Below are 24,268 nucleotides of genomic sequence, written 5' to 3'. Positions count from 1 at the left end.
TCAGCTCCGATAAACCGGCTCTTCTTCGTCGAGGATCGCCTTGAGCTCGGCAAGATGACGCTCGGCCTGGCCGGGATAGTCGTCCATTTCGCTGGCGGCCTTTTCGGCAATGGCGTCGGACAGCGTGCGCAGCGGCCGGCCGGTCCACAGCGCCTTGATGTAGGTCTCGGCGGCGCGCTCGAAGTAGAACATGCGGTTGAAGGCGTCGGCGACGGTATCGCCGATGACCATCACGCCGTGATTGCCCATCACCATCACCTTGACCTTCGGGTCGGTCAGAAGCTGTGAGCAGCGCTCGCCCTCTTCCTCGAAGGCCAGCCCGCCATAATGGGCGTCGACGACGTGGCGGTTGAAGAACATGGCCGAGTTCTGGTCGATCGGCGGCAGGGTCGAATCGGCCAGCGACGCCAGCACGGTGGCGTGGATGGAATGCACATGCATGGCGCAGCGTGCAAGCGGCACGTTGCGATGGATGGCGCCGTGCAGCCCCCAGGCGGTCGGATCGGGAGCATTGGGGCCGGTCAGCGTGTCGGGATCATTGGCGTCGATCAGCAAGAGATCACTCGCCTTGATGCGCGAGAAATGCACCTGATTGGGGTTCATCAGGAATTTGGTGCCGTCCTCGTTGACGGACAGCGAGAAGTGGTTGGCCACTGCCTCATGCATGTTGAGCCGTGCGGTCCAGCGGAAGGCAGCGGCGAGATCGACGCGCTCCTGATAGTAGGGCAGGTTGGTCAGCGTTTCCTTCTGCAGGCGGGCGATGCTCATCTGAAAACCTCCGTTTTCGAGAGAATGCCGCGCCCGACCTTGGCCAGCAACCGCAAACTGGTGGGTCAGGCTGTCCTGTGTCAGGCGGCCGAGCGTGCCGACTGCAGCCCGCCATGCTCGACGATGAAGTCGATCACCTCCTGCAGACCCTTGCCGCGCGACAGGTCGGTGAAGCCGAATGGGCGCTTGCCGCGCATGCGGGCGGCGTCACTCTCCATGACATCGAGGTTGACGTTTACATAGGGCGCCAGATCGCTCTTGTTGATGACGAGGAAATCGGAGCGGGTGATCGCCGGCCCGCCCTTGCGCGGGATTTCCTCGCCCTGGCAAACCGAGATGACATAGAGGGTCAGGTCGGCAAGGTCGGGCGAGAAGGTGGCGGCAAGATTGTCGCCGCCGGATTCGATGAAGACGATATCGAGGTCCGGAAACTTTTTGTTCAGCCCGGCGATCGCCTGCAGATTGATAGAAGCGTCTTCCCGGATAGCCGTGTGCGGGCAGCCGCCGGTCTCGACGCCGACGATCCGGTCTTCCGGCAACGCCTGCAGGCGAGCCAGCATCATGGCGTCTTCCTTGGTGTAGATGTCGTTGGTGACGACGGCGATCGAAAAATCGTCGCGCAGCGCCTTGCAGAGCTTTTCCGTCAGCGTCGTCTTGCCGGAGCCGACCGGGCCGCCGATGCCGATGCGAAGAGGGCCATTGGCCTGGGTCATGCCGAAAACTCCGTGATGGCGAGGATTGCGAAGCTGAACCCGATCAACAGGCAGAGCGGCGAATAGAAGCTGGTATCGAGCCGGGCAAAAGGCTGTTCCGGCGCCAGCCGGCGCCACCAGGGCGTGAAGCCGGCAATGCCGCGGCCGAGAAACACCAGCCCGATGAGCAGCGCCGTGGCCGCAAGGCCTTCCCTCGGAAAGGGCGTGGCAAAGACGCCTGCGAGCGCCAATGGCCACAGGGTCGCGAGGCACAGGCAGGCGGCAACGGCAAAACAGGCAAACGGCGTCGGCATCTCGTCGACGCCGCGAAAGCCGACAACAGCGTGGGCGCAGGAGGCGCCGTCCCTGCCGGGCCAGATGCCGCCAAGGCCCCAATAGACATGCAGCGCGGTGATCAGCAGCAGGACAGCCGAAAGGGCGAAGGCGAGTGTGGTCATGAGCGGAACAGCCTGGAATATTGCGTCTCGTGCTTCATCGCCATGACGTCGGAGATGAGGGCGCAGCCGCCGAGATCGTCAATCGTCGAGCCGGCGGCACGCGCCGCGGTCGCCAGCGCCAATGGCTCGAAGCCGGCGAGCAGCACCGTCGCGCCGCTCTGGCCGACGACGCCGAGCCGGATTGACGCCTGGACGAGGTTGGAGAAGAAGGCCTGCAGGAAGGCGGACAGCGCGTCCTGAAGCCCGATGCCGTTGCCGCCGGCAAGAGCGCCGACGGCGACACAATAAGCGCATTCGACCGGCAAGCGGCCCAGCACGGGATTGGGCCAGGCCGACGCCGCCTTCAGAAAGGCGGCGCCTTGCAGCATGGTTTCGGTGTGGCGCTCATGCGATCCGGCCAGCGCTTCGGCGAGATCGGCAATTTCATGGAGGTCGCCACCGTCGCGGGCGCGGCGCCAGATCTCGGCAAACAGCACGGCGTCGTTCCAGCCCGAGCCCATCTCGACCAGCGTCTCCAGCCAGCCGGTGAGACTTTCGCTGTCGGCCACCAACCCGTCATGCACGGCGCGCTCGAGGCCGTGGCTGTAGGAGAAGCCGCCGACCGGAAAGGCCGGCGACAGCCACGCCATCAGCCGCAGCAAAGCGATGCCGGATGGCTGCTCAGTCATGGTCGTGATGATGCCCGACATGGGAATGGCTGTGAGAATGGGACTCGCTGTGCGCGTGAGAATGCCCATCATGGGAATGCGCTTCGGAGTGGCTGTGCGCATGACCGTGATCGTGGCCGCCGGAATAGGCGCCGCGCACCGGCTTGAACGGCTCGGAGACATCACGCACCGTGGCGCCGAGACCTTCCAGCATCGCCTTGATGACGTGGTCGCGCAGGATGAGGATGCGGCCGGGCTCGATCGCCGCCGCCAGATGCCGGTTGCCGATATGCCAGGCGAGTTCGGTCAGATGCACGGCGTCGCTGGCGCGAATGTCGTAGACCTCTTCGGGTGCGGCGATGATCTCGATATGGCGGCCATCCTCCAACACCAGGCGGTCGCCATCGTTCAAGGTCACGGGTTCAGGCAGGTCGACCAGCACCTTGCTACCGTCGGCAAGCTCGATGGCACGCCGGCGCAGATGGCGCTCGTCATGGGGCAGAACGGCACGGCCGGATGGGCTTGTGGCATCGGTTTTGCCGGCAGACAGCACCGAGACGGCGCGCGGGAATTTGGTGAAGTCGGTGTTGAGATTGAGTTTCATCGCATCGCTCCGCCATTAGAGCGCCGCGCGTCCCCTTGGACGCGCAACGGACGCTCTAACACTTTTTGAATCTATGCATCGTGCTTTCCGAAAATCTATTCCGATTTTCGGGCCGATGCATGGGCTTGCGCCCGCGCCCGGGCCGGCCGCGACAGCAAGCGGTCGAAATAGGCGTTGACGCGCTCGGAGTCGATCGGGAATTTTCCGGCACGGGCCCAGTTGCCCATGTCGCCCAACAGCACGTCGACGGCCGAGAAGCGATCGCCCAGCGCAAACGGCCGATCGCCCAGCCGGCGGTCCAGCGCCCTGGTCTCGGAGGCGAAATCGTAGACGGCGGCGGGGCCGACATCGACCCGCACTTCCTTCGGCAGCAGGAAGCGGTGGCGCAATTTGTTCCACAGCGGCGCCTCGAACTCTGACTGGGCGAAATGCATCCAGGAATCCATCTCGGCGCGCCCGGCGAGGCCAGGATTGGCGCCCAAGCCCTTGTCGGCGTGTTTGTCGGCGAGATAGACGCAGATCGCCGCCGAATCCGTCACCGTCAGCTCGCCATCGATCAGGATCGGCACCTTGCCCGACGGGTTGAGCGCATAGGCTTCCGGCGAGCGCAATTTGACCTCGACGAATTCATAAGGCTGCCCGAGTTCCTCGAGCATCCACAGAACGCGGCTGACCCGGGACCCGCGCGATCCGATGGCCTTGTACATGGTTGACCCTCTTTCCTCTGGAGCCTAGACCATAGCCGCTGCTCATACGATGGTATCGAAGAGCCGCAGGATGAACGACACCTGGTAGATCAGCGTGCCGACGACAAAGGCGATGTGGAAGCGGCGGTCGCGCACCAGGATGGCGGCAATGCACAGCGCCACGAAAACCGGGGTGCGGAACAGATATTCATTGCCGTAGCGGGCGAAATGCTCCGGACCTTTCAGCAGCGTGTCGACGACGTCGAGCAGATAGGTCGTCGCCAGCAGGCCGAAGAACCAGCCGCGGCGCGAATAGAAGAAATCCTCATAGCTGGTGTAGTCGAGCATCGAATCCGGAAACAGCAGCGCGCACAACAGGAACAGCGTGATGGCGTAGAAGATGAGGAACAGGTACTTGCCGAAGGTCCAGATCTGGATTGTGTAGAGCCCAAACTCCCACCACCAGAAATGCACCAGCAGCAACAGCATGGAGGCGACCCAGGCGAGGTGTACGGGATAGAGCTTGTACTGGCCGGGATGCTGGACGATGCGGGCGAGCCCCGACAAAAGGCGCGTGACGCCCAGCCCGATCACCATGCCCATGACGATGCGAATATGCGGGAAAATGTCGTGGGCAGAGACGATTTCGGTGGCCATGACCAGTTACGCGGTTTCTTTGAGCCGCATATTGCGGCGGCACCGACCGGGTCGCAACGGATTTTGCCGGGTCGATCCAATCGCCCCTAGCATCAAAACAGGAAATACCGCTGCGCCATCGGCAGCACGGTCGCCGGCTCGCAGGTGAGCAACTCGCCATCGGCGCGAACCTCGTAGGTCTCCGGGTCGACCTCGACATGCGGGGTGGCGTCGTTCAGCACCATCGAGTGCTTGCCGATGCCGCCGCGGGTGTTTTCCACCGCGACGAACTGCTTGTCGACGCCGAGCCTGCCATGCAGGCCTGACTCCAGCGCTGCTTTCGAGACGAAGGTCACGGACGAGTTGGTCCTCGCCTTGCCATAGGCGCCGAACATGGGCCGGTAGTGCATGGGCTGCGGCGTCGGGATCGAGGCGTTGGGGTCGCCCATGGGGGCAGCGGCAATCATGCCACCGATCAGCACCATGTCCGGTTTCACACCGAAAAAGGCCGGGTTCCACAGCACCAGATCGGCGCGTTTGCCGACGGCGATCGAGCCTATATCCTTCGACAGGCCATGCGCGATGGCCGGGTTGATGGTGTATTTGGCGATGTAGCGGCGGACGCGAAAATTGTCGTTGTTGCCGGTCTCTTGCGGCAGCGACCCGCGCTGGCGCTTCATCTTGTCGGCGGTCTGCCAGGTGCGGATCGCCACCTCGCCGACGCGGCCCATGGCCTGCGAGTCCGACGAGATGATCGAGAAGGCGCCGATGTCGTGCAAAATGTCTTCCGCGGCGATGGTCTCCTTGCGGATGCGGCTTTCGGCAAAGGCGATGTCTTCTGGGATCGATGGCGACAGATGATGGCAGACCATCAGCATGTCGAGATGCTCGGCCAGCGTGTTGACGGTGTAGGGCCGTGTCGGGTTGGTCGAGGACGGGATGACGTTGGGCAGGCCGCAGACCTTGATGATGTCAGGCGCATGGCCGCCGCCGGCGCCTTCGGTATGGAAGGCATGGATGGTGCGGCCCTTGATCGCCGCGACGGTGTTTTCGACAAAGCCGGATTCGTTGAGCGTGTCGGTGTGGATCATCACCTGGACGTCGTAGTCGTCGGCGACCGACAGGCAGCAATCAATCGCCGCCGGCGTCGTGCCCCAATCCTCATGCAGCTTCAGCGAACAGGCGCCGCCCAGCACCATTTCCTCCAGCGCTGCCGGCAGCGAGGCATTGCCCTTGCCCGACAGGCCGATGTTCATCGGGAAAGCGTCGAAGGACTGGATCATGCGCGCCATGTGCCACGGCCCCGGCGTGCAGGTGGTGGCCAGCGTGCCATGCGCCGGGCCGGTGCCGCCGCCGAGCATGGTGGTGATGCCTGACATCAGCGCCTCGTCGATCTGCTGCGGGCAGATGAAGTGGATATGCGCATCGAAGCCGCCGGCCGTGAGGATCTTGCCCTCGCCGGCGATGATCTCGGTGCCGGGGCCGATGATGATGGTGACGCCATCCTGTGTGTCCGGATTGCCGGCCTTGCCGATGGCAGCAATGCGGCCGTCCCTGAGGCCAATATCGGCCTTGAAGATGCCGGCTGAGGCATCGATCACCAGCGCATTGGTAATGACGGTGTCGACCGCGCCTTGCGCGCGCGACACCTGACTCTGGCCCATGCCGTCACGGATGACCTTGCCGCCGCCGAATTTCACCTCTTCGCCGTGGATGGTGAGATCCTTTTCGACCTCGATGAACAACTCGGTGTCGGCAAGCCGCACCTTGTCGCCGACGGTCGGGCCGTACATTTGCGCATAGGCGGCGCGGGTAATTCTAGCCATCAGTCAATACTCCCCAACGCAGTCTGGCCGCAGCCGAACTCCACATCGTCGCCATCCAATGGTCACGCAATGACCCGCTCGGCGACACCTTCTGATCCCATTTGGCCGTTGAGGTGGGCGTGCCACCCCAAACCACCCGTTTGCCAAATCCTTGGCCAATTCGATGGAAGGAAAATCCATGCGCAAAATCATCGTTCTTGCAGCCGCCGCCACGCTGGCCTCCGCGACAATCGCCGGCGCCCAGCAGCAGCCCACGCCGCAACCAAAGCCGGCCGCGCCCAGCGCTCAACCGGCGGCGCCGGCGATCCAGAAGGTCAATATCGTCGATATCAGCGAATTGCCCGAGGCCACCCAGACGCAGGTCAATCAGGTGATCGCCCAGCGTGGCGATGCCGGCCTGCAGAAACTGCGCTCCTCGATCGACGCGACGCCGCAGATCAAGTCTGCGCTGCAGGCCAAGGGCCTCACCTCGGCACAGGTGGTGGCCGCCAGCATGACGACCGATGGCGCGCTGACGCTGGTCACCAAGAAGGCGAGCTGACGACAGCGCCCGGCGGGCCGGTATCCGGTCCGCCGGCCCTATTGCGGAGGGAACCTTCGCCGGGCAGGAGTCGTTTGGTTCCTTTGGCGCCGAGCGGCGTTGCGCAGAAAAGTCTGCCAGGAGCGAGCGATGCCGACCATTCCCTTTGCCGATCCCAGATGGCTCCACGCCATAGCCGCTTGCGCATTCCTCGCCGCCTTCGATGCGCACGCCGCGCAAACCGTTGAAAGCCAGGAGACCGTGAGCCGGATCGTCGGTTCCAATGTCCGACAGGAAGAGGCGCGGACGGAGACGCAGACCAAGAAGATCATCTCCGCGATCGAGCGGACGCGTGAAAACATCGGCACCGTGCGCAAGACATCCAAGCTCGACAGCGTCGATATCGTCTTCCTCACCGATGCGGCGCGTAGCGAGGGCGGCCCGCCGCCGGCTGTCGAGAACAAGGTCAAGGAGCACCAGGACGACATCACGGAATTGCGCGAGGAGATCGAGGCCAATGCCTTGCTGTTCAACGCGATCGATTCCAGGCGCGTACTGGCGCAAGACGTTCTGGCCGTCGAATTCGACGATCCCGGAAAGCTCGTCATCTATGCGGCGGCCAAGCCGCCGGGCTGAGCCAGAGGCGCTCGACGCCGTCGATCTCACAGTCTGCCCATGATTTTCTGCTGAAAACCGTAGACCTCGCGTTTTCCTCCGAGCGGCACCAGCGTGACGTCGCGCTGCTGTCCCGGCTCGAAGCGCATCGCGGTGCCGGCGGCAATGTCGAGACGCATGCCGCGCGCTTTGTCGCGATCGAATTTCAACCCCTCATTGGTTTCGAAGAAATGGTAGTGGCTGCCGACCTGGATAGGCCGGTCGCCGCTGTTGGCGACTTTCAGCGTCACGGTCGGCAGGCCCTTGTTGAGCTCGATGTCACCGCTGGCAGTGATGATTTCGCCGGGGATCATGCTGGGCCTCCCAGAACGCCGACGACCAGGCCGACGCCGACCGCAGCACACGCCGCACCGGCGGCGCGGGCAAGGCCGCGAAAGCGCAGGCCGAGACCGAGGCCCGCCGCGATGCCGACGGCATGGAGAAGCGCGGTGGCGACAGCAAAGCCGGCCATATAGTCAAGCCCGCCGGCATTTTCCGGCACTTCGGTGCCATGGGCATGGCCATGGAACAGCGCGAACAGGCCGATGATGGCGACGCCGGCCGAGACCGGCAGATCGACCGCGAGCGCCACCAGCAGGCCGAGCGCCACGACGGAGGCCAAGATGCCCGGTTCGACGAAAGGCACCGGCACATGCAGCATGCCGAGCGCGCCGCCGACCAGCATGACGCCGACAAAGGCCAGCGGCCAGGCCCATATCGCCTTGCCGCCCTTGAGCGCGGCCCACAGGCCGACGGCGATCATCACGGCCATATGGTCGAGGCCGGACAACGGATGCGCAAAGCCTGCCGCGAAGGACGAGGTGGTGCCGATGCCGACATGGGCATAGGCGGGCATCGCCGCCGCCAGCAACAGGATTGCGGCGAGCGTGGCGCGTTTGGTCGAAACGGAGATCATCGGTCTACCTTCCAATCCAGAATAACAATCACGCGGCCTTGCGGGGGTCGCAGCCTTCGGCCTTGAGCACGCGTTTGGTCGAAGCCGGATATTTCTTCAGCTTCTCCGCCGGCCGGATCGGCCGGGCCGAAAAATTGCCGCCGCAGTTCGGGCAAACGCCGCCCAGCACATGTTCAGCGCAATCGGCGCAAAAAGTGCATTCAAAGGTGCAGATCAGCGCATCCGTCGCTTCTGGCGGCAGGTCCTTGTCGCAGCATTCACAATTCGGTCGCAGCTCGAGCATCGTTGCCTCCTCACCTGATCGGTTCGTGCACGGTCACCAGCTTGGTGCCGTCGGGAAATGTCGCCTCGACCTGCACGTCATGGATCATCTCGGCGATGCCTTCCATGACCTGCGCGCGGCTGACGACATGGGCGCCGGCCTCCATCAGTTCGGCGACGGGGCGACCGTCGCGGGCGCCCTCGACGACGAAATCGGTGATCAGCGCGATCGCTTCGGGGTGATTGAGCTTGACGCCGCGCTCCAGCCGCTTGCGTGCCACGATCGCCGCCATGGCGATGAGCAGCTTGTCCTTTTCACGCGGCGTAAGGTTCATGCGCTTCCCTGGATTTGGCCTGGACTTGGCTCAGAGTGACCATAATTTGGGCAGACCGGCCCGCCCGTTGAGCAGTTCGACGAGCTGAACCAGCCGCTTGCGCAGCTGGTAACCGTCCTCGGCAAACAGCCTCGCAAGAAGCTTGCCAGATTGTTTCACGCTCCAGGCGCTGGCATCGCCCTCCGCGCCGATGATGTCGCGGGCCGGCTCGAGCAAGGCTTCGGCCCGCGGTGAAACCATCAGCAGCGTCGCCACGGCAATGGCGCCACGGGCAACGGCCGGGCGGCCAAGGGCTGCCGCAATCGCCGGCCCGATGCGGAAATCCTCGGCATGAATGAGCGCACCGTCCTGGCGGACCCGCCAACGGTCGTGGAAATGGCCGTGCGCGGCCTGTTCGCCCATGGCCAGGCGGCCAAAGACCGTGGCCTCGACCAGCAACGCCTCGGCGCCTGCGGCAAGCTCGACGTCGAGCGTGCGGGCAAAGGCCGAGCGGTCGAAGACGATGGTTTCCTGCGGCAGCCAGGCGATGCGGCCGTCCGCGCCAACGCTGAGCTTTACCCGTACTTCGGCACGGTCGCTTTCGGCACGATAGATCTTTTCGCAGGCCTGGGTGGTTATGGAAGCGGAAGCGCCGGCGCCGACATCGATCTCCCAGCCAAGCCGGTCGCCGCCAGTCAGCCCGCCGGCGGTGTTGATGAGCACAGCTTCGAGCGGATCGGCCGCAACGGCCGGCATGCGGATCTTGGCCGATCCGTCTTGATAGAGGCGCGAAAGCCTGGTGCGGCCGGCACTGACGCCGCATGCAAGCCGAGCCGCACCGGCGACGCGCTGGGCCTGCTGAGCCGAGATCAAGCCATGTTGCAACGTATCCATCGCCCCAACGTTAAGCACTCCCGGCGCTTTGTCGATATGTAGCTTGTTGATATAGCTTGTTGCTTGACAGCGTTTCCGTTTCTATAGAGGGAGCCTCTTTGGAACGGTCGTGCCGCGCCTGGCGGGTTTTGAAGGCGACGGCGATTTTCAGTCCGGGCAACAAGGGCGCCAGCCGATCGGCACCCGAAATGAAAAAATTGGGGAAGGAATCGAATGGCTGACGAGCTGGCAACGGAAATCATCGCCAAGATCAGGGCACATGCGGAGCCCGGCGGCGAAGAGATCACCACCAATACGGAATTGACCGCGCTTGGCATCCATTCCCTGGAACTGACCGAGATCATCTTCGATCTCGAGGAGCAGTACGGCATCGAGATCGAGATGAACACGGTCGATGCCTGGAGCAATCTCAAGAATGTCGGCGATATGGTTGAGGCTGTTCGCGCGCTGATCGCGAAAAAAGCTTGAGCTGAATGCAAAAGCGCGTCGTCATTACCGGCATCGGCGGCATATGCGGGCTCGGCACCAATGCGCCTGCGATCTGGAACGAAATGCGCGCCGGACGTTCGGCGATCGGCCAGATCGACAATCCGCTGCTGCATGATTTGAAGGTCAAGGTCGGCTGCGAGATCAAGGCTATGCCGGAGCATGGCATCGGCCACAAGCAGACCGTGTCGATGGACCGCTTCAGCCTGCTGGCGACGATAGCCGCGCGCGAGGCCATGCAGCATGCCGGGCTGACCTCGGATGAAGCCACCACTTACCGGATGGGCACGGTGGTCGGCGTCGGCGTCTGCGGCTGGGAAGCGATCGAGGAAAACTATCGCGCCATCCTGATCGACGGAAAAAACCGGGCCGGCATCTTCACCGTGCCGAAAGTGATGCCAAGTGCGGCATCGGGCCATGTCAGCATGAATCTCGGCCTGCGCGGGCCGGTTTTCGGCGTCACCTCGGCCTGCTCGTCGTCCAATCACGCTTTTGCCTCGGCGGTCGACCAGATCCGGCTTGGCCGCGCCGACGTCATGGTCGCCGGCGGCACCGATGCACCGCTGGTCTGGGGCATTCTGAAGGGTTGGGAAGCGCTGCGGGTGCTGGCGCCCGACACTTGCCGGCCATTCTCGGCCGACCGCCAAGGCCTGTCGCTGGGCGAAGGTGCGGCCATGGCGGTGCTGGAAAGCTACGAGCACGCCATGGCGCGCGGCGCCGACATTCTGGCCGAAATTGCCGGAGCCGGGCTTTCCGCCGACGCTTCCGACATCGTCGCACCGACTGTCGAAGGGCCTACGGCGGCGATGCGCGCCTGCCTCGCCGACGCCGGGCTCAACCCCGAGGACGTCGACTATCTCAACGCCCACGGCACCGGCACCAAGGCCAATGACCAGATCGAGACGGCTGCGATCAAGCGCGTCTTCGGCGACCATGCCTACAAGCTCTCGGTGTCGTCGACCAAGTCCATGCATGCGCATTGCCTCGGCGCCTCGGGCGGCCTGGAGATGATCGCCTGCGTGATGGCGATCCGCGAAGGCATCGTCCCGCCGACGGCCAATTTCCGGCAGGCCGACCCCGATTGTGATCTCGATGTCACGCCCAATGTGGCGCGCGAGCGCAAGGTGCGGGCCGCGATCAGCAACGGTTTTGCCTTTGGCGGCACCAATGCCGTGGTGGCGTTCAAGGCGGTCTGACGAGAAGCGGCTGGTCCTGAATCGCTGGTGAAGATGGTGTGTGCACCGCCGGCCGGTTGATCGGTAAAGTCGCCGCGGATAATCCTTCGCAACCCGCCAAACGGCGCGATGCCGCGCCAAATTCCCGACCGGAGCCTTCCATGACCGACCTGTCCGCCTTTCCGATCACCAAGCGCTGGCCGGCCAAGCATCCAGACCGCCTCCAGCTCTATTCCGCGACGACGCCGAACGGCGTGAAAATCTCGATCGCGCTGGAGGAACTCGGGCTGCCCTACGAGGCGCATCTCGTCGAGATCGGCAAGGACCAGAGCTGGACGCCGGAATTCCTGTCGCTGAACCCGAACGGCAAGATACCGGCAATCATCGACCCCGACGGCCCGGGCGGCAAGCCGCTCGGCCTGTTCGAATCCGGCGCCATCCTGCTCTACCTCACCGACAAGACCGGCAAGCTGATCCCGGCCGATCCGGCGCGGCGCTACGAGACCATCCAATGGGTGTTCTTCCAGATGGCGGCGATCGGGCCGATCTTCGGTCAGGTCGGCTTTTTCAACAAGTTCGCCGGACGCGAAATCGCCGACAAGCGGCCGCTGGATCGCTACCGCAACGAGTCGCGGCGGCTGATCGGCGTGATGGAGACAAGGCTGAAGGGCCGCAAGTGGATCATGGATGACGATTTTACCATCGCCGACATTTCGATGCTGGGCTGGGTGCGCAATCTGATCGGCTTCTACGAAGCGCGCGAACTCGTCGGCTTCGACGACTTCCCCACCGTCGCGGCATGGCTGGAGCGCGGCCTGGCGCGGCCTGCGGTGCAACGCGGCCTCACCATTCCAGCCAGAGGCTGATGATCAAAGCCGCTTGAAAGCGGCTTTTCCCTTTTGCTTGACGCAATTCCAGGGGAAAGCGCTCCGCGCTATTCCCGGGAAAACCGCTTCACACTTTTCCTGGAATTGCTCTACTTTGCCTTGGCTTTGGCCTTGGAGCCGCCTCTGCCCATGACAGACGCGGCGAACGAGGCCGCGCCCCTTGCGGTGGCGACAACCGCGCCGGCGGCAACGTTGGCTACATTGCGCATGGTGCCCACCGAGCTGCCGCTGGTTGCCGGCTTCTTGGCCTTGGCGGGTTTTGCCGCCACCTTGGCCGCTACGCCCGGCACCACCTTCTTCGGCGCCGCCTTGCCGAAAGCCAGCTTTGCATCCCTGGAGCGCTCCGCAATTGCAGGGCCTGCGCCTGCTTTTGCCTGGGTGGCCTTGGCTGGCGTTGCCCTGGATTTGGCGGCTGCGGGTTTTCTTGCTTTGGTTGCCATCGGACGAAATCCCTCTGTGGCTAAGTTGCCTCGTGTGGGATAACGACCTGAAAGTCTTAAGGTTCCCGTTCGGAATTGCTGAGAATTAAGCAGGATCGCCCACAACCAGGTCGGCGGAACGCCGGCGGCCAAGCACGCGGTCGATGTTGGGCATGTCGTTGGAAGCGATCCAGGCACGTGCGTCTTCATCGGAGCGGCCATGCTCGTGCCAGCGCACCAAAAGGCGGCGCTCGAGTTCAGTACGCGGCACATCGACAAAGATGGTGAAGTCGAACAGCGGCGCCAGCCGCGACCACGGCTCCTCGTCGAGCAGCAGGTAGTTGCCCTCGACCAGGATGAATTTGGTCTCGGCGGCAACGATGGATGCCGCGGCGCGCGACAATTCCATGCTGCGGTCGAACACCGGGACGGCGATGTCGGGCTCGCCCGAACGGATGCGCTTCAACAGCGTTTCGAAACCGGCGAAATCGAAGGTTTCAGGCGCGCCTTTTCTTGGCCTCAGACCGCGCTGGTTGAGCACGATGTCGTCATAGTGAAACCCGTCCATCGGCACGACTTCCGAGGCGCCTTCCGGCAACAGATCATGCAGGCCGGCCGACAGCGTCGACTTGCCGGCGCCGGGCGGGCCGGCAATGGCGACGATGAAGCGCTTCGCCTTGCCGGCGCGCTTGAAGATGGTGGCGGCGAGGTGGGCGATTTCGGACATGAGAGCCTTTTTGCAGCCGGATGGTTTCAGCCCGCATCTTGGCGGCTGTTGGCGGAAATTTCAAACCCCGAACTTGCGATGCCGGCAGGCTAGGCTGACTGTTCGATGCGCAAGAAATCGCTGTCGAAGGCGACGTCGCGGGTCGAACCATCTGCTGCCACCAGGCGCATATGACCATCGGCCGTCGCGATATCGCGCGGCGGCTCGCCGCTAGCCTGCGGCAACGCGCCGATGACATGGCGGAAGGAGACTTCGCCGCCGAGCGCAAAGGCGGTCGCCACGCCTTCGCGCTTCAGCCAGTTGTCGCCGACCGATGCGGCATGGCCGACGGCCGCGCGGCCGTCCTCGATGCCGAGCACGCCGCGATGGCGGCCGCTCCACGGCGCGTAATCGCGGCCGCCATTGCTGAACCACAACATGGTGACCGGCAATTCGGCCGGGTTCTTCAGCACCAGCACCAGATCCTGTTCAGCGCGGCGCGCCAGCGCGGTCCAGCCCGGACCGCCATGATCGGCCTCGACCATGGTGATGAAATCCTCGCGCTGATCTTCCATGCGGTAATCGGTGAGATCGAGCGTGCCGCCGCCGGTCGCCGGAAAGCGTGTCAGATCGGTGGTGCGCGCCGGATAGGCGAGCCGGAAGCGGCCGCGGGCCGGATCGGGCTCCAGCGGTGTATCCAGCGTCGCGGCAAAGCGCTTGGGCGAAAAGGCCAGCCGACCGCCATCGCGCATCGCCGTCATCGGATGGTGAGCGGCGGAAACGGCGCCCGAGCCGCCGGAAAAGATATGTTCCTGGTAGAGGAAGGGATGGTCGTCCCGAAGAGTGAATATCTTGTCGACCGTGGCGCCCATGACCGTGCGGCGCAGCCGGAAGACAGCCCGCCAGCCATCGGATGTCGCTTCGCTGGCAACGACATCCCAGCCGCTGTTGGCCGGCCAGCCATGCAGCGGTGCGGCTTCGATGTCGCTCGCCGAAAACGGCGCGCAGAGGAAATCGCCAGATAGCCGCACGGTACCTTCAGGCAGGTCAGGCGGCAGCGTTTCGCCCGCATCGACCCAGGGCGCGCGATGCAGCGGCTTCAACTGGCGGCCATCGCTGTCGACCGTCATGTCGGCGATATGGCCGACTGTGAGGTCGAGCGTGACCGAGATGCCTTTTGCCTTGATCGTGACCGTATCCATCCGCGCACCTGCTGATTCTGATGGCAGCGAACAAACCCGCTCCGCGACGGATGCGCAAGCACAGCTTCCGGCATTTTGCATCAGACCAGTTCCACCCTCCGGCTGGTGGGAGAGTGGGCGCCTACTGCCGCTTGTATTCCCTGACCGGTGACTTGGTGCCGTCGGTGTAGGTGACCTGCACCGCCATCGACGTCACGCTGTCGGCGACCTTGAAGTAAGGCTGGTAGTCATAAGGGATGGCGTAGGGGTCCTTCTTGTCGCAAGGCGGCAGCTTGATTTCCTTGTCGAGCGCGGTGCCGTTCAGGCTGTAGCGCACCTCCTTGATGCCGCAACGGTACGACAGCATCTGGGAGAAATAGACGAGGCCGTGATTGCCGCTGGCATCAAAGGCGATCCACGACGTCCAGAACTGGTCGAGGATCTGTTTGTTGCCCTGCTGGAGTGCGGCTTCCGGATCGAAACTTATGTTGAACGGCCCGGTCTCGCGGCCCCTGAGATCGAGATATTTCACCCCGATGGTGGTGGCCGTGGTGCTGTCGGGCAATTCGAAGCTGGGATTGGGCATCGGCTTGCCGGTGCGCTGGTCGTTCATTGCCATCAGCCCGGTGTCGGTGAACGGACCGGTTTCACCCAGTCGCCAGGAAATGCCGGTCGCCGCCTCGGGCAGCGAGATGGAGATCGTCCAGCCGGCATTGGAGCGCATCGGCGTCAGCGACGGCGCAAAGCGCGCGGGGTCGAGCACGTCGCCAAGGGCGGTCAGCCGGCTGCGGCTGCGGTCGAGCCAGTCGGCGAGCTCCCTCTGGTCGACGAAATATTTGAGCAGCCCGCCATCCTTTTCATAGGAGACGAACTTGGTCAGCGCCTCAGCCTCGCTGCGCTTGTCGGACAGCGCCTGGACGCCGAGGCGATCTTCGGAGAACTCCTGCGCGAGCAGATAATAGGCCGGCGCAAAATCCGGATTGGCCGCGATGAAAGCGTTGAGCTTGTCGAGACGCTGAGCATCGTCGAACTGCAGGATATGGACCAGCTTGATCGACAGCGCCTTGGCCTTGTCGGCAAGCTGGCCGAACACTTCGCGGGCACCGGCCTTGCCGTCCTGCACGCGCAGCAGCGTAGCAAAGCGTGTGTACGGATCGACGGCGTCGACGTCGAAGCCGGCAAAGGCGAGATAAGAGCGGCGGGCATTCAGCATGTCGCCGGAAAGCTCGTAGACGCGGGCATTGTGGTAGAATTCATCCGGCCGCTTCGGCTCGGCGATCGCCCCGCCCTGTGCGGCCAATGCGGCAAAACCCTTGGCGATTGTGTCGATGGAGGCGGCGATCTGCTCGGTGGTCGCCTGCAGCTTGTCGGCCTGCTCGGCCTGTTTCTGCTGGCCGGCAGCGAGCGTTTCAGTCGTCTGCTTGACCTGATCGACGGTCTTTTGCGTCTGCGCGCCCTGTTCGGTCTGCTGCTGCTGGTTCGACGCAATCTCCTCGGTCTTTTTTGCCACCGCGTCGGTCGATTGTTTGACCTGGTCGACCGTCTGCTGGGTCTGCGTGACCGTCTGCTCGATCCTGGCCACCCTGGCCGAGACGATGCCCATCTGCTGCTGCAGTTGCGCGATGGCCGGCACCAGGCCGGCGATGATCCCGTTCTGCGAATTGGTCTGCTGCTGCAGGCCGTAGACGCCGCCGGCAACGGCGGCGGCGCTGGTGGCAAAGATAAGCGCCGGCAGCGCCTTGGTGGCCAGCACCAGCCGCAGAACAATGGCGATGGCGATGATGGCGGCGGCAACCGAGGCGACCAGCGCGATATAGGCGGCGAACGGCGCCAGCGGATTGAGGATGTCGGAGGCGGCACCACCGATGAAAGCGACGCTGCCTGCCCATTTGCCGGTGCGGCTGAGTGAAGCCTTGATAAGAGATGGCGCGGCCGCGCCGATGTCACCGGTCATTGTCAAATCCCCCATGCAATTGCCGCCTCTATAGCAGCAGCGCGACCCCGCAGGCAAAACAGGACAGGAAACAGGCGATTTCGGGGCGGGGAACTCCACCCTTGTGCGTTAACCAAATGGACGCGGCATTCGGGTTAGGCTAGGTTCCGGCCCTCTCAGCAACGCCGGACTTGCCTTGCCCGATTTCCATTTCCCCGCCCTCATCCAAAGATTTGCCGCAGCCTTGCTGCTGCTCGTCTTCTTTGCCGGCTGCAGCACCACCGCGCCGCCCGACAGCGTGCTGGCGGTGCCGGCGCCTCAGGAAAAATATGCGGCCATCGTCATCGATGCCGGCAGCGGCAAGACGCTGTTCGAGGTCAGTTCGACGGCGCAGCGCTATCCGGCGTCGCTGACCAAGATGATGACGCTCTATCTGCTGTTCGAGGCGCTGGAGTCCGGCCGCGTCAGCAAGGAGACGCAGATTCCTGTCTCGGACCACGCCGCCCGGCAGCCACCGACGAAGTTGCGCTTCCGGCGTGGCGAGACGATCGACGTCGATTCGGCCATCCGCGCGATGGTGGTGAAATCGGCCAATGACGTGGCGGTGGCGGTCGGCGAATATCTCGGCGGCTCGGAGGACCAATTCGCCGCCATGATGACATCCAAGGCGCGCCAGCTCGGCATGACCAGCACCAGTTTCCAAAACGCCTGCGGTCTACCCGACGACGGCCAATACACGACGGCGCGCGACATGGCGGTGCTGGGCATGGCGCTCGAGCACCGCTTCCCGCAGCACTTCCACTATTTCTCCGAAAGCGATTTCATGTTCCGCGGCCGACTGGTGCGCGGCCACAACGACATGCTCGGGCGCGTGCGCGGCGTCGACGGCATCAAGACCGGCTACATCAGGGCCTCCGGCTACAACATCGTCACCTCCTACAATGCTGACGGCCGGCATCTGATCGTGGTGGTGATGGGTGCCGATAGCGCCAGGCAGCGCAACGACCATGTCGAAGCGCTGATCCAGCGCAGCCTGTCGCCGACGATGGCGGACACGAAGACGCGGCTGATGTTTGCCCGGCAGCAGCAACCGGGTTCGCCGCTTCCCGCCTTGCCAGGTTCGGCGCTTCCCGGGGTACCAGCTCAATAAACGGCCGGCGCGATCGACCCTAGCGCACCACCAGAACCGGCGTCTCCGTCAACGACAGTACTTCGGCCGTCTGGCTGCCGAGCAGCAGGCGGCCGAGACCCCGGCGGCCATGCGAGGCCATGACGATCAGATCGCAGGCCTCGGTGCGGGCGACGTCGAGGATGCCCTCGGCGGGCGTCTTGTTTTCGATGTGCAATGTCTTTGCCGGCACGCCGAGTTCGTCGGCCGAGGCCTTGCAGCGGTCGAGCACGTCGGTGGCATAGCGGCGGGCATTTTCCTCATAATTGACCAGTTCGTCGCCGGCCGCGAACCCGGCGACAGCGCCACCCCAGGCCAGGACCGGGAACGGCTCGGAGACATTGACGAAGGTGACGGCGGCCGCAAGGCTGTTGGCCAGCGTCAGCCCGTGGGCAACGCCCTTGCCGGCGAGTTCCGATCCGTCGGTGGCGATGAGAATATGCTTGTACATGGTGGTAACCCCTGTTCTGGGCCATCCATTGCCCCTGGTGGCCTGGCGAAGCGCTTCGTGGCGACACCGTCAGCTCTCCTATGGATATAAGCGCCCCATCAGCCTGGCCACAGGGTCACGATGGGGCCAGCCGGCGATGACCATGGCGCCAGCGGGCACGCTGCCTGCGGGCGTCGGACCTGCTCGATCACAAGAATTGCGCACCGGCAGGCGAAGCATCCGAGCGGCCGCTGCCGGCGCAGCAAATAGCGACTTTCCCTTTTCGGGATCATGGTCTAGGCAATCGTCAGATAGCGTCCGCAAACAGGGCGCCCAAAAAGGGCTGCATCATGAGCAGGAAGACCCTGATCGCGCCATCGGTGCTGGCGTCGGATTTCTCGAAGCTCGGCGACGAGGTCGAGGCGGTGGCCGCAGCCGGCGCCGACTGGATCCATCTCGATGTCATGGACGGGCATTTCGTGCCCAACATCACCTTCGGCCCGCCCGTGATCAAGGCCATCCGCAACCGCACCAAGGCCTTCTTCGACTGCCATCTGATGATTGCGCCGGCCGATCCCTATCTGGCCGCCTTTGCCGACGCCGGCTGTGACGGCATGACCGTGCATGCCGAGGCCGGACCGCATCTCGACCGTTCGCTGCAGACCATCAAGGGTCTCGGCAAGAGGGCTGGCGTGTCGCTCAATCCGGCGACACCGGAAAGCTCGATCGAATATGTGCTCGACCGACTCGACCTGATCCTGATCATGACCGTCAATCCGGGCTTTGGCGGCCAGGCCTTCATCCCGGCCATGGTCGACAAGGTCAAGCGGGTCAAGGCGCTGATCGGCAACCGGCCGATCCGCATCGAGATCGACGGCGGCGTGTCGCCGGAAACCGCCCCCCTGGTCACATCAGCCGGCGCCGACGTGCTGGTGGCGGGCGCCGCCATCTTCAAGGGCGGCAGCGTCGAAGCCTACCGGGCCAATATCGAAGCCATCCGAACCGCGGCCGACCGGGCTGCCGGCTGACATCGGCTTCAGAAAATCTCGACAGCTCTGATCTCTTGGCCTGATCCCCTGGCCTGTTCTCCCTGCCTGATCCTTTAGCCGGTGAGATGTCCCAAACAGCGGTCAGTTCGCGGCAGTCGGCAGGGCTGACCGTAACCGCGGGCGACACGATCACCACATCTGACACTACACTAGGCGGCCAAAATCTAGTTGACGAATGTCGGAAGTATCCCCATCGCGGGAGGGGCCAGTTCGGTAACCTGACGCGCGTTAAGAAAAAATTACCCGTATTCCTGACCCCACAACCATGTCGCGAAGACGCGAGCTGCACCATGGGGCAAAGTTTCTTCACAAGAACAAGTTTTTCACGAGATTCGTTACTTCCCCTGAGTAAGATGTGCAAACCTTCCTCTTTAAGTCGAATATCGTGATCTTCCCCTTGAGCCATGGATGCCTCGAGGCATATAGTACAAGTACGGGCGAATCGTTTGCTTCGCGAACGGGCTGGCGGAGCATGGGAGAGCGATAGGAGTCATATTGACCTACGGATCTGCCGATATGAGCGAAAGCGCGGGAGCCAAGAGCACGCTCGCCAGTACGGTCTATCAACAGCTTCGCGACGATCTCCTGCGCGGCGTGTTTGAAAGTGAAAGCAAGCTTCGTGTCGAATGGGTCGTTTCCCGTTATGGCGCCGGTGCCTCACCGGTTCGCGAAGCTCTTAACCGGCTTGCTTCGGAAGGCCTGCTCGGCCGCCATGACCAGCGCGGTTTCTTCATCATGCCGGTCAGTGCCCCGGAACTCCAGGAATTGACGCGCACCCGCTGCTGGCTGGAAGAGCGAGCGCTGCGTGAATCCATTGCCAACCGCACCGGTGAATGGGAAGAGCAGTTGGTGCTGGCCTTGCATCGCTTGGCGCGCGCACAGCGCCGTTTGCCGGAGGATCCGTCCTCGAACAATCCGGAATGGGAAAAGCTGCATCGCGCCTTCCATCGGGCACTGATCGCAGGCTGCCAGTCGCACTGGCTGACCGGCTTTTGCGACCAGCTTTCCGATCAGGCATCCCGCTATCGGCTGATCTCCCAGGAAGGGGCCGAGCGCGACGAAATCGGCGAGCATCGCCTGATTGCCGAGCGCGCCGTGGATGGCGATGCCGATGGCGCCGTCGAAGCCTTGCTCAACCACTACCGTCTAACGGCAGCCATGTGCATGGAGCGCTTCAACGAAAGCGGCGACCCGCGCGTGAGCGCCAAGGCGCTGCGCGGCCGCAGGTAGGGCACTTCCGGTTTCGATCCGAAATCTGCTTGCCGCGGTTTCCCGAAATGCGGTTGTTTTTTTTCGAGGCCATGCGCTAGGGAAGACGCATGAGCAATCACCTGTTCGACACCTTTCGCGACCGCATGCCCGCGCCCGGGCGCACCCTGATGGAGACCGATGACGGGCGCTCGATCCGCTATAGCGACATGCTGGCACGGTCGGCGCAATTAGCGCAGGCGCTGAAGCATTTCGGTGTCGAGCCCGGTGACCGCGTCGCCGTGCAGGTTGAAAAAAGCCCCGAATGCATTTTCCTTTACCTCGCCTGCCTGCGCGCCGGCGCGATCTTCCTGCCACTCAACACCGCCTACACGCTGACGGAGCTCGGCTATTTCTTCGGCGATGCCGAGCCGCGGCTGGTCGTCTGCGACCCGGCGCGGGCAGGCGACATCGCCCCGTTGGTGCAGGCGACAGGCGCGGTCACCGCCACACTTGGCAGCAACGGCGAAGGCTCGCTGACCGATTATTCCGCGCAGCAGCCGCCGAATTTCGACGATGTGGCGCGCGGGCCGGACGACCTCGCGGCGATCCTCTACACATCGGGCACGACCGGTCGCTCGAAGGGCGCCATGCTCAGCCACGAAAACCTGGCCTCCAATGCGCGCGTGCTGGTCGAGCAATGGCGCTTCACCAGGGATGACGTGCTGATCCACGCGCTGCCGATCTTCCACACGCACGGCCTGTTCGTCGCCACCAACGTCACCCTGATGGCCGGCGCCTCGATGCTGTTCGAGCAGAAATTCGACGCGAGCCGCATCGTCTCGCTTTTGCCGCGCGCCACTGTGCTGATGGGCGTGCCGACCTTCTATACCAGGCTGTTGCAGCAGGCGGGACTGGACGCCCACGCAGCGAAGAACATCCGCCTGTTCGTTTCCGGCTCGGCGCCGCTGCTTGCCGAAACGCACAAGGCCTGGCTCGAACTGACCGGCCACGCCATCCTCGAGCGCTACGGCATGACCGAAACCAACATGAATACCTCGAACCCTTATGACGGCGAGCGCCGGGCCGGCACGGTCGGCTTTCCGCTGCCCGGCGTTTCGCTGCGCATAGCCGATCCCGACAGTGGTGCTGCCCTTGCCCGAGGCGAGGTCGGCATGATCGAGGTGAAGGGGCCGAATGTCTTTTCCGGCTATTGGCGCATGCCGGAGAAAACCAAGGCGGAATTCCGCGATGACGGCTTCTTCATCTCAGGCGATCTCGGCATCATCGACACGGACGGCTATGTCCACATTGTCGGCCGCGGCAAGGACCTGATCATATCGGGCGGCTACAACATCTACCCGAAGGAGATCGAGAGCGAGATCGACGCGCTTGCCGGCGTCTTGGAAAGTGCGGTCATCGGCGTTGCCCATCCCGATTTCGGCGAAGGCGTTACAGCGGTCGTCGTGCGGGCGTCGGCGTCGCAGATTACTGGCGCCGAGATTGTTGGCGCCATTGCCGGCCGGCTGGCGAAATACAAACACCCGAAGCAGGTCATCTTCGTCGACGAGCTGCCGCGCAACACGATGGGCAAGGTGCAAAAGAACCTGTTGCGCGAGACTTACAAGGGTCTCTACGGTTAATCTGAATCCGGCTAACCGTGCCTCAGCCGCTCCGCCTGGGCATCTGCTCCCGGTTCGGCAGTGACGCCTTACTTGCGAGGCCTCTCGATCCGCGTGCTGGAACCCCACAGAGCGCGGTTAAGCAAGCTGCGTTTGCGCTTGCGCGGGACGAGGTCGACATCGCTGACAAGCTTGGCGCCGCCCTCACGCCTTTCCAGGGTGATCTTGCGGCTGTGGAAGGCTTCGAGCTCGGCGCGGTGCGCCACGCTGATGATGGTGACATCAGGCAGTTCGCGGATCACCGTCTTCATCATCGTGTCCTGACTCTTCTCGTCGAGCGCCGAAGTCGCTTCATCCAGCACCACGATATCCGGACGATGCAGCAGCAGGCGCGCAAAGGCGAGGCGTTGCTTTTCACCACCCGACAGCGTCTGGTCCCATGGCGCGTCTTCCCTGATCCTGTCGGTGAGATAGCCAAGCCCCACCTTCTCGAGGGCAGCCTTGATCTGCTTGATCGTCCACTTGTCCGCCGCCGCGGGATAGGCGACCGCGCGGCGAAGCGTGCCGGTGGGGATGTAGGGGCGTTGCGGCAGCATGAACAGGCGCCTGTCGGCGTGGAAATTGACACTGCCGCCGCCCCATGGCCACAGGCCCGCGACTGCCCGCACCAGCGTCGACTTGCCTGAACCAGATTCGCCGGCCACCAGCACCCGCTCGCCCGGCTCGATCACGACCTCGGTTTCCTTGACCACGGAGGTGCCGTCGTCGAGTGTCACGGAAAGATTGTCGAGGCTGAGGATGGCGCCGTCTTCGGTTTCGCCCCGGTTGATGCGTCCGAGCGCATCGCTCTGCTCGGCGCGCTCGAGCCCGTCGAGCGACATCATCAGCGAGGCAATGCGCCGCGCGGAGGCGTTCCAGTCGGCGAGACGCGGATAGTTGTCGACCAGCCAGCCGAACGCGCCTTGCACGATGCCAAAGGCAGACGCCGCCTGCATCACCTCGCCAAGCGTCATCGAGCCTTCGAGGAATTTTGGCGCGCACAGCAGGATCGGCACGACCGGCGCAAACAGGCTCGATCCCTGCGACACCGCCGCCGTGCGCATGTGCTGTCCGGTCAGCAGCGCCCATTGCTTCAGTACATGGCCGAAATTCCTGTCGATGCCGCCGCGCTCCTCCTCCTCGCCGCCCAGCAAGGCGATGCTCTCGCCGTTTTCGCGCACGCGCGTCAGCGTGTAGCGCAGTTCGGCCTCCGCCTGGTTCTTCCGCTCGGAGAGCTGGACGAAATTGCGGCCGATGACCACCATCGAGGTCGAGGTGATGGCGGCATAGATGATCGCGGTGATGACCAAGAAGCCCGGAATGGTGATGCTCTCGCCGCCGATCGGCAGGGTGAGCGCGCCGCCGATGGTCCACAGCACGACGATGAAGGTCGAGGCCGACAGGAACGCGTTGAGGACGCCGGCGATGAAATCGACCGGCGACTCGGTGGCGATGCGCAGATCCTCTGTCATGCGGGCCTCGGGGTTCTGGTGGTCGCCGCCCACGAGGTTCAGCTGGTAGTAGCGGCCGTTTGCCAGCCAGCGCGCGACGACCCCGGTGGTCAGCCAGGAACGCCAGCGGCGCTGGATCGTCATGCGCAGGTAGACCTGCGCGACGACAAGGCTGCCGCTGCAGATCACCAGCGGCACGAATACGGCGCTGAGGAAATAGACTGTGCGGGCGTTGCGCTGCTCGAGGGCATCGAACATCGAGCGGTTCCAGACATTGATGCCATACTGGAAACCGATGTTGATGCAGATCAGCAGCAGCACTCCGATCGTGAATGGCCAGGCGAGCCGGTCGCCGCGCCGGCTCCAGTAGCCGCGCGCGCTGATCCAGAAACGCCGCAGCAGGTATTTCTTGCGCGCCTGCTCGGCCTCTTCGGGCGTCAGCTGCGGATCGGGTTCGATAGCTTCCGGCGGCGGCCCCGCCTGGCCGTCGACCTCCGGCGCTGCGTCGGGGGGCGTTGGCTTCTTTTCGCGCGGCGTCTCCTCGCCCGTTCGTCGGTCGCGCGGCTTTTGTCGTGACGGCTTTTCCCGACGCGACTTCGGGGCATCGCTCGGTTTGATGCCGTCGGTCGGTTTCGATTTGGGTTTCGCCTCGGACATA

At 63.8% G+C, this 24,268-nt stretch carries 28 protein-coding genes; 9 read left to right on the top strand and 19 right to left on the bottom strand.

The features are described 5' to 3' along the window. From AC1D1B_RS01885 to ureC, 8 genes are all read right to left on the bottom strand, one after another. Complete coding sequence (locus AC1D1B_RS01885) at positions 1-768, bottom strand: class II aldolase and adducin N-terminal domain-containing protein (RefSeq protein WP_477329013.1); 768 nt, start codon at positions 766-768, stop codon at positions 1-3. Positions 769-848: 80 nt separating this feature from the next. Further along, entirely contained in the window at positions 849-1,481 is a 633-nt protein-coding gene (ureG, locus tag AC1D1B_RS01880) for an urease accessory protein UreG (RefSeq protein ID WP_023695873.1), read from the bottom strand. Beyond that, positions 1,478-1,918: a DUF3995 domain-containing protein gene (locus tag AC1D1B_RS01875; protein WP_477329012.1), complete on the bottom strand. Its 441-nt coding sequence runs from the start codon at positions 1,916-1,918 to the stop codon at positions 1,478-1,480. The genes ureG and AC1D1B_RS01875 overlap by 4 nt, the downstream gene beginning before the upstream one ends. Beyond that, the gene (locus AC1D1B_RS01870; RefSeq protein ID WP_477329011.1) at positions 1,915-2,586 is read right to left on the bottom strand and encodes an urease accessory protein UreF; all 672 of its coding nucleotides are present in this window, start codon (positions 2,584-2,586) and stop codon (positions 1,915-1,917) included. The genes AC1D1B_RS01875 and AC1D1B_RS01870 overlap by 4 nt, the downstream gene beginning before the upstream one ends. Then, positions 2,579-3,169, bottom strand: a complete 591-nt coding sequence (locus tag AC1D1B_RS01865) for an urease accessory protein UreE (RefSeq protein WP_477329010.1) — start codon at positions 3,167-3,169, stop codon at positions 2,579-2,581. The genes AC1D1B_RS01870 and AC1D1B_RS01865 overlap by 8 nt, the downstream gene beginning before the upstream one ends. 95 nt (positions 3,170-3,264) lie before the next feature. Further along, a complete protein-coding gene (locus AC1D1B_RS01860; protein WP_477329009.1) occupies positions 3,265-3,876 on the bottom strand; it encodes a glutathione S-transferase family protein in 612 nt (203 codons plus the stop codon). A gap of 42 nt (positions 3,877-3,918) precedes the next feature. Next, the gene (locus AC1D1B_RS01855) at positions 3,919-4,512 is read right to left on the bottom strand and encodes a hypothetical protein (RefSeq protein WP_477329008.1); all 594 of its coding nucleotides are present in this window, start codon (positions 4,510-4,512) and stop codon (positions 3,919-3,921) included. Positions 4,513-4,604: 92 nt separating this feature from the next. Next, the gene (gene ureC / locus AC1D1B_RS01850; protein ID WP_477329007.1) at positions 4,605-6,317 is read right to left on the bottom strand and encodes an urease subunit alpha; all 1,713 of its coding nucleotides are present in this window, start codon (positions 6,315-6,317) and stop codon (positions 4,605-4,607) included. Between the two features lie 178 nt (positions 6,318-6,495). Here ureC and AC1D1B_RS01845 point away from each other — a divergent pair, with 178 nt between their 5' ends. Next, positions 6,496-6,858: a hypothetical protein gene (locus AC1D1B_RS01845; protein WP_455857043.1), complete on the top strand. Its 363-nt coding sequence runs from the start codon at positions 6,496-6,498 to the stop codon at positions 6,856-6,858. 129 nt (positions 6,859-6,987) lie between these two features. Further along, positions 6,988-7,473 (top strand): hypothetical protein, encoded by a 486-nt coding sequence (locus AC1D1B_RS01840; protein ID WP_477329006.1) that lies wholly within the window; start codon positions 6,988-6,990, stop codon positions 7,471-7,473. A gap of 26 nt (positions 7,474-7,499) precedes the next feature. On the opposite strand, the gene AC1D1B_RS01835 is transcribed toward AC1D1B_RS01840, so the two are convergent. From AC1D1B_RS01835 to AC1D1B_RS01815, 5 genes are read right to left on the bottom strand one after another with little or no spacing between them, the layout of a single operon-like run. Next, positions 7,500-7,805, bottom strand: a complete 306-nt coding sequence (locus tag AC1D1B_RS01835) for an urease subunit beta (RefSeq protein WP_023700468.1) — start codon at positions 7,803-7,805, stop codon at positions 7,500-7,502. Next, the gene (locus AC1D1B_RS01830; protein WP_477329005.1) at positions 7,802-8,407 is read right to left on the bottom strand and encodes a HupE/UreJ family protein; all 606 of its coding nucleotides are present in this window, start codon (positions 8,405-8,407) and stop codon (positions 7,802-7,804) included. The genes AC1D1B_RS01835 and AC1D1B_RS01830 overlap by 4 nt, the downstream gene beginning before the upstream one ends. A 28-nt stretch (positions 8,408-8,435) precedes the next feature. Continuing rightward, positions 8,436-8,690 carry a DUF1272 domain-containing protein gene (locus AC1D1B_RS01825; protein ID WP_477329004.1) on the bottom strand — a complete coding sequence of 85 codons (255 nt, stop codon included), beginning with the start codon at positions 8,688-8,690 and terminating at the stop codon, positions 8,436-8,438. 10 nt (positions 8,691-8,700) lie between these two features. Continuing rightward, positions 8,701-9,003 carry an urease subunit gamma gene (locus AC1D1B_RS01820; RefSeq protein WP_015314510.1) on the bottom strand — a complete coding sequence of 101 codons (303 nt, stop codon included), beginning with the start codon at positions 9,001-9,003 and terminating at the stop codon, positions 8,701-8,703. 30 nt (positions 9,004-9,033) lie between these two features. Beyond that, complete coding sequence (locus AC1D1B_RS01815) at positions 9,034-9,876, bottom strand: urease accessory protein UreD (protein WP_477329003.1); 843 nt, start codon at positions 9,874-9,876, stop codon at positions 9,034-9,036. A 213-nt stretch (positions 9,877-10,089) separates the two neighbouring features. Between AC1D1B_RS01815 and AC1D1B_RS01810 the strand changes: the two genes are divergently transcribed. The 3 genes from AC1D1B_RS01810 to AC1D1B_RS01800 all read left to right on the top strand — a co-directional run bounded on the left by AC1D1B_RS01810 (position 10,090) and on the right by AC1D1B_RS01800 (position 12,403). Then, on the top strand, positions 10,090-10,344 hold the full coding sequence (locus tag AC1D1B_RS01810; protein ID WP_023671226.1) for an acyl carrier protein: 255 nt from the start codon (positions 10,090-10,092) through the stop codon (positions 10,342-10,344). Positions 10,345-10,349: 5 nt separating this feature from the next. Next, positions 10,350-11,558, top strand: a complete 1,209-nt coding sequence (locus AC1D1B_RS01805; protein WP_477329002.1) for a beta-ketoacyl-[acyl-carrier-protein] synthase family protein — start codon at positions 10,350-10,352, stop codon at positions 11,556-11,558. A 140-nt stretch (positions 11,559-11,698) separates the two neighbouring features. Beyond that, on the top strand, positions 11,699-12,403 hold the full coding sequence (locus tag AC1D1B_RS01800; protein WP_477329001.1) for a glutathione S-transferase family protein: 705 nt from the start codon (positions 11,699-11,701) through the stop codon (positions 12,401-12,403). 110 nt (positions 12,404-12,513) lie between these two features. Here AC1D1B_RS01800 and AC1D1B_RS01795 read toward each other — a convergent pair whose 3' ends face one another. The 4 genes from AC1D1B_RS01795 to AC1D1B_RS01780 all read right to left on the bottom strand — a co-directional run bounded on the left by AC1D1B_RS01795 (position 12,514) and on the right by AC1D1B_RS01780 (position 16,684). Next, positions 12,514-12,864, bottom strand: coding sequence for a hypothetical protein (locus tag AC1D1B_RS01795; RefSeq protein ID WP_477329000.1), 351 nt, complete (start codon positions 12,862-12,864; stop codon positions 12,514-12,516). A gap of 85 nt (positions 12,865-12,949) precedes the next feature. Next, complete coding sequence (locus AC1D1B_RS01790) at positions 12,950-13,570, bottom strand: nucleoside triphosphate hydrolase (RefSeq protein ID WP_477259346.1); 621 nt, start codon at positions 13,568-13,570, stop codon at positions 12,950-12,952. 89 nt (positions 13,571-13,659) lie between these two features. Beyond that, entirely contained in the window at positions 13,660-14,751 is a 1,092-nt protein-coding gene (locus tag AC1D1B_RS01785; RefSeq protein WP_477328999.1) for a hypothetical protein, read from the bottom strand. Positions 14,752-14,872: 121 nt separating this feature from the next. Continuing rightward, positions 14,873-16,684, bottom strand: coding sequence for a methyl-accepting chemotaxis protein (locus tag AC1D1B_RS01780; protein WP_477328998.1), 1,812 nt, complete (start codon positions 16,682-16,684; stop codon positions 14,873-14,875). A 223-nt stretch (positions 16,685-16,907) separates the two neighbouring features. On the opposite strand from AC1D1B_RS01780, the gene AC1D1B_RS01775 reads away from it, so the two are divergent. Continuing rightward, positions 16,908-17,813: a D-alanyl-D-alanine carboxypeptidase family protein gene (locus AC1D1B_RS01775; protein WP_477328997.1), complete on the top strand. Its 906-nt coding sequence runs from the start codon at positions 16,908-16,910 to the stop codon at positions 17,811-17,813. A 19-nt stretch (positions 17,814-17,832) separates the two neighbouring features. On the opposite strand, the gene AC1D1B_RS01770 is transcribed toward AC1D1B_RS01775, so the two are convergent. Then, positions 17,833-18,282: a universal stress protein gene (locus AC1D1B_RS01770; protein ID WP_477259338.1), complete on the bottom strand. Its 450-nt coding sequence runs from the start codon at positions 18,280-18,282 to the stop codon at positions 17,833-17,835. 329 nt (positions 18,283-18,611) lie between these two features. Here AC1D1B_RS01770 and rpe point away from each other — a divergent pair, with 329 nt between their 5' ends. The 3 genes from rpe to AC1D1B_RS01755 all read left to right on the top strand — a co-directional run bounded on the left by rpe (position 18,612) and on the right by AC1D1B_RS01755 (position 22,141). Further along, the gene (gene rpe, locus AC1D1B_RS01765) at positions 18,612-19,289 is read left to right on the top strand and encodes a ribulose-phosphate 3-epimerase (protein WP_477328996.1); all 678 of its coding nucleotides are present in this window, start codon (positions 18,612-18,614) and stop codon (positions 19,287-19,289) included. Positions 19,290-19,805: 516 nt separating this feature from the next. Then, positions 19,806-20,540, top strand: coding sequence for a GntR family transcriptional regulator (locus AC1D1B_RS01760; RefSeq protein WP_477328995.1), 735 nt, complete (start codon positions 19,806-19,808; stop codon positions 20,538-20,540). Between the two features lie 89 nt (positions 20,541-20,629). Next, a complete protein-coding gene (locus tag AC1D1B_RS01755) occupies positions 20,630-22,141 on the top strand; it encodes a malonate--CoA ligase (protein ID WP_477328994.1) in 1,512 nt (503 codons plus the stop codon). A 68-nt stretch (positions 22,142-22,209) separates the two neighbouring features. On the opposite strand, the gene AC1D1B_RS01750 is transcribed toward AC1D1B_RS01755, so the two are convergent. Next, the gene (locus tag AC1D1B_RS01750; protein WP_477328993.1) at positions 22,210-24,267 is read right to left on the bottom strand and encodes an ABC transporter ATP-binding protein/permease; all 2,058 of its coding nucleotides are present in this window, start codon (positions 24,265-24,267) and stop codon (positions 22,210-22,212) included. Position 24,268 lies beyond the last annotated feature (1 nt).

The organism is Mesorhizobium sp. P2_C5_2 (assembly GCF_056404535.1).
Note: the sequence above shows the minus strand (reverse complement) of the source record. Positions and strands in the feature narration are given on the sequence as shown.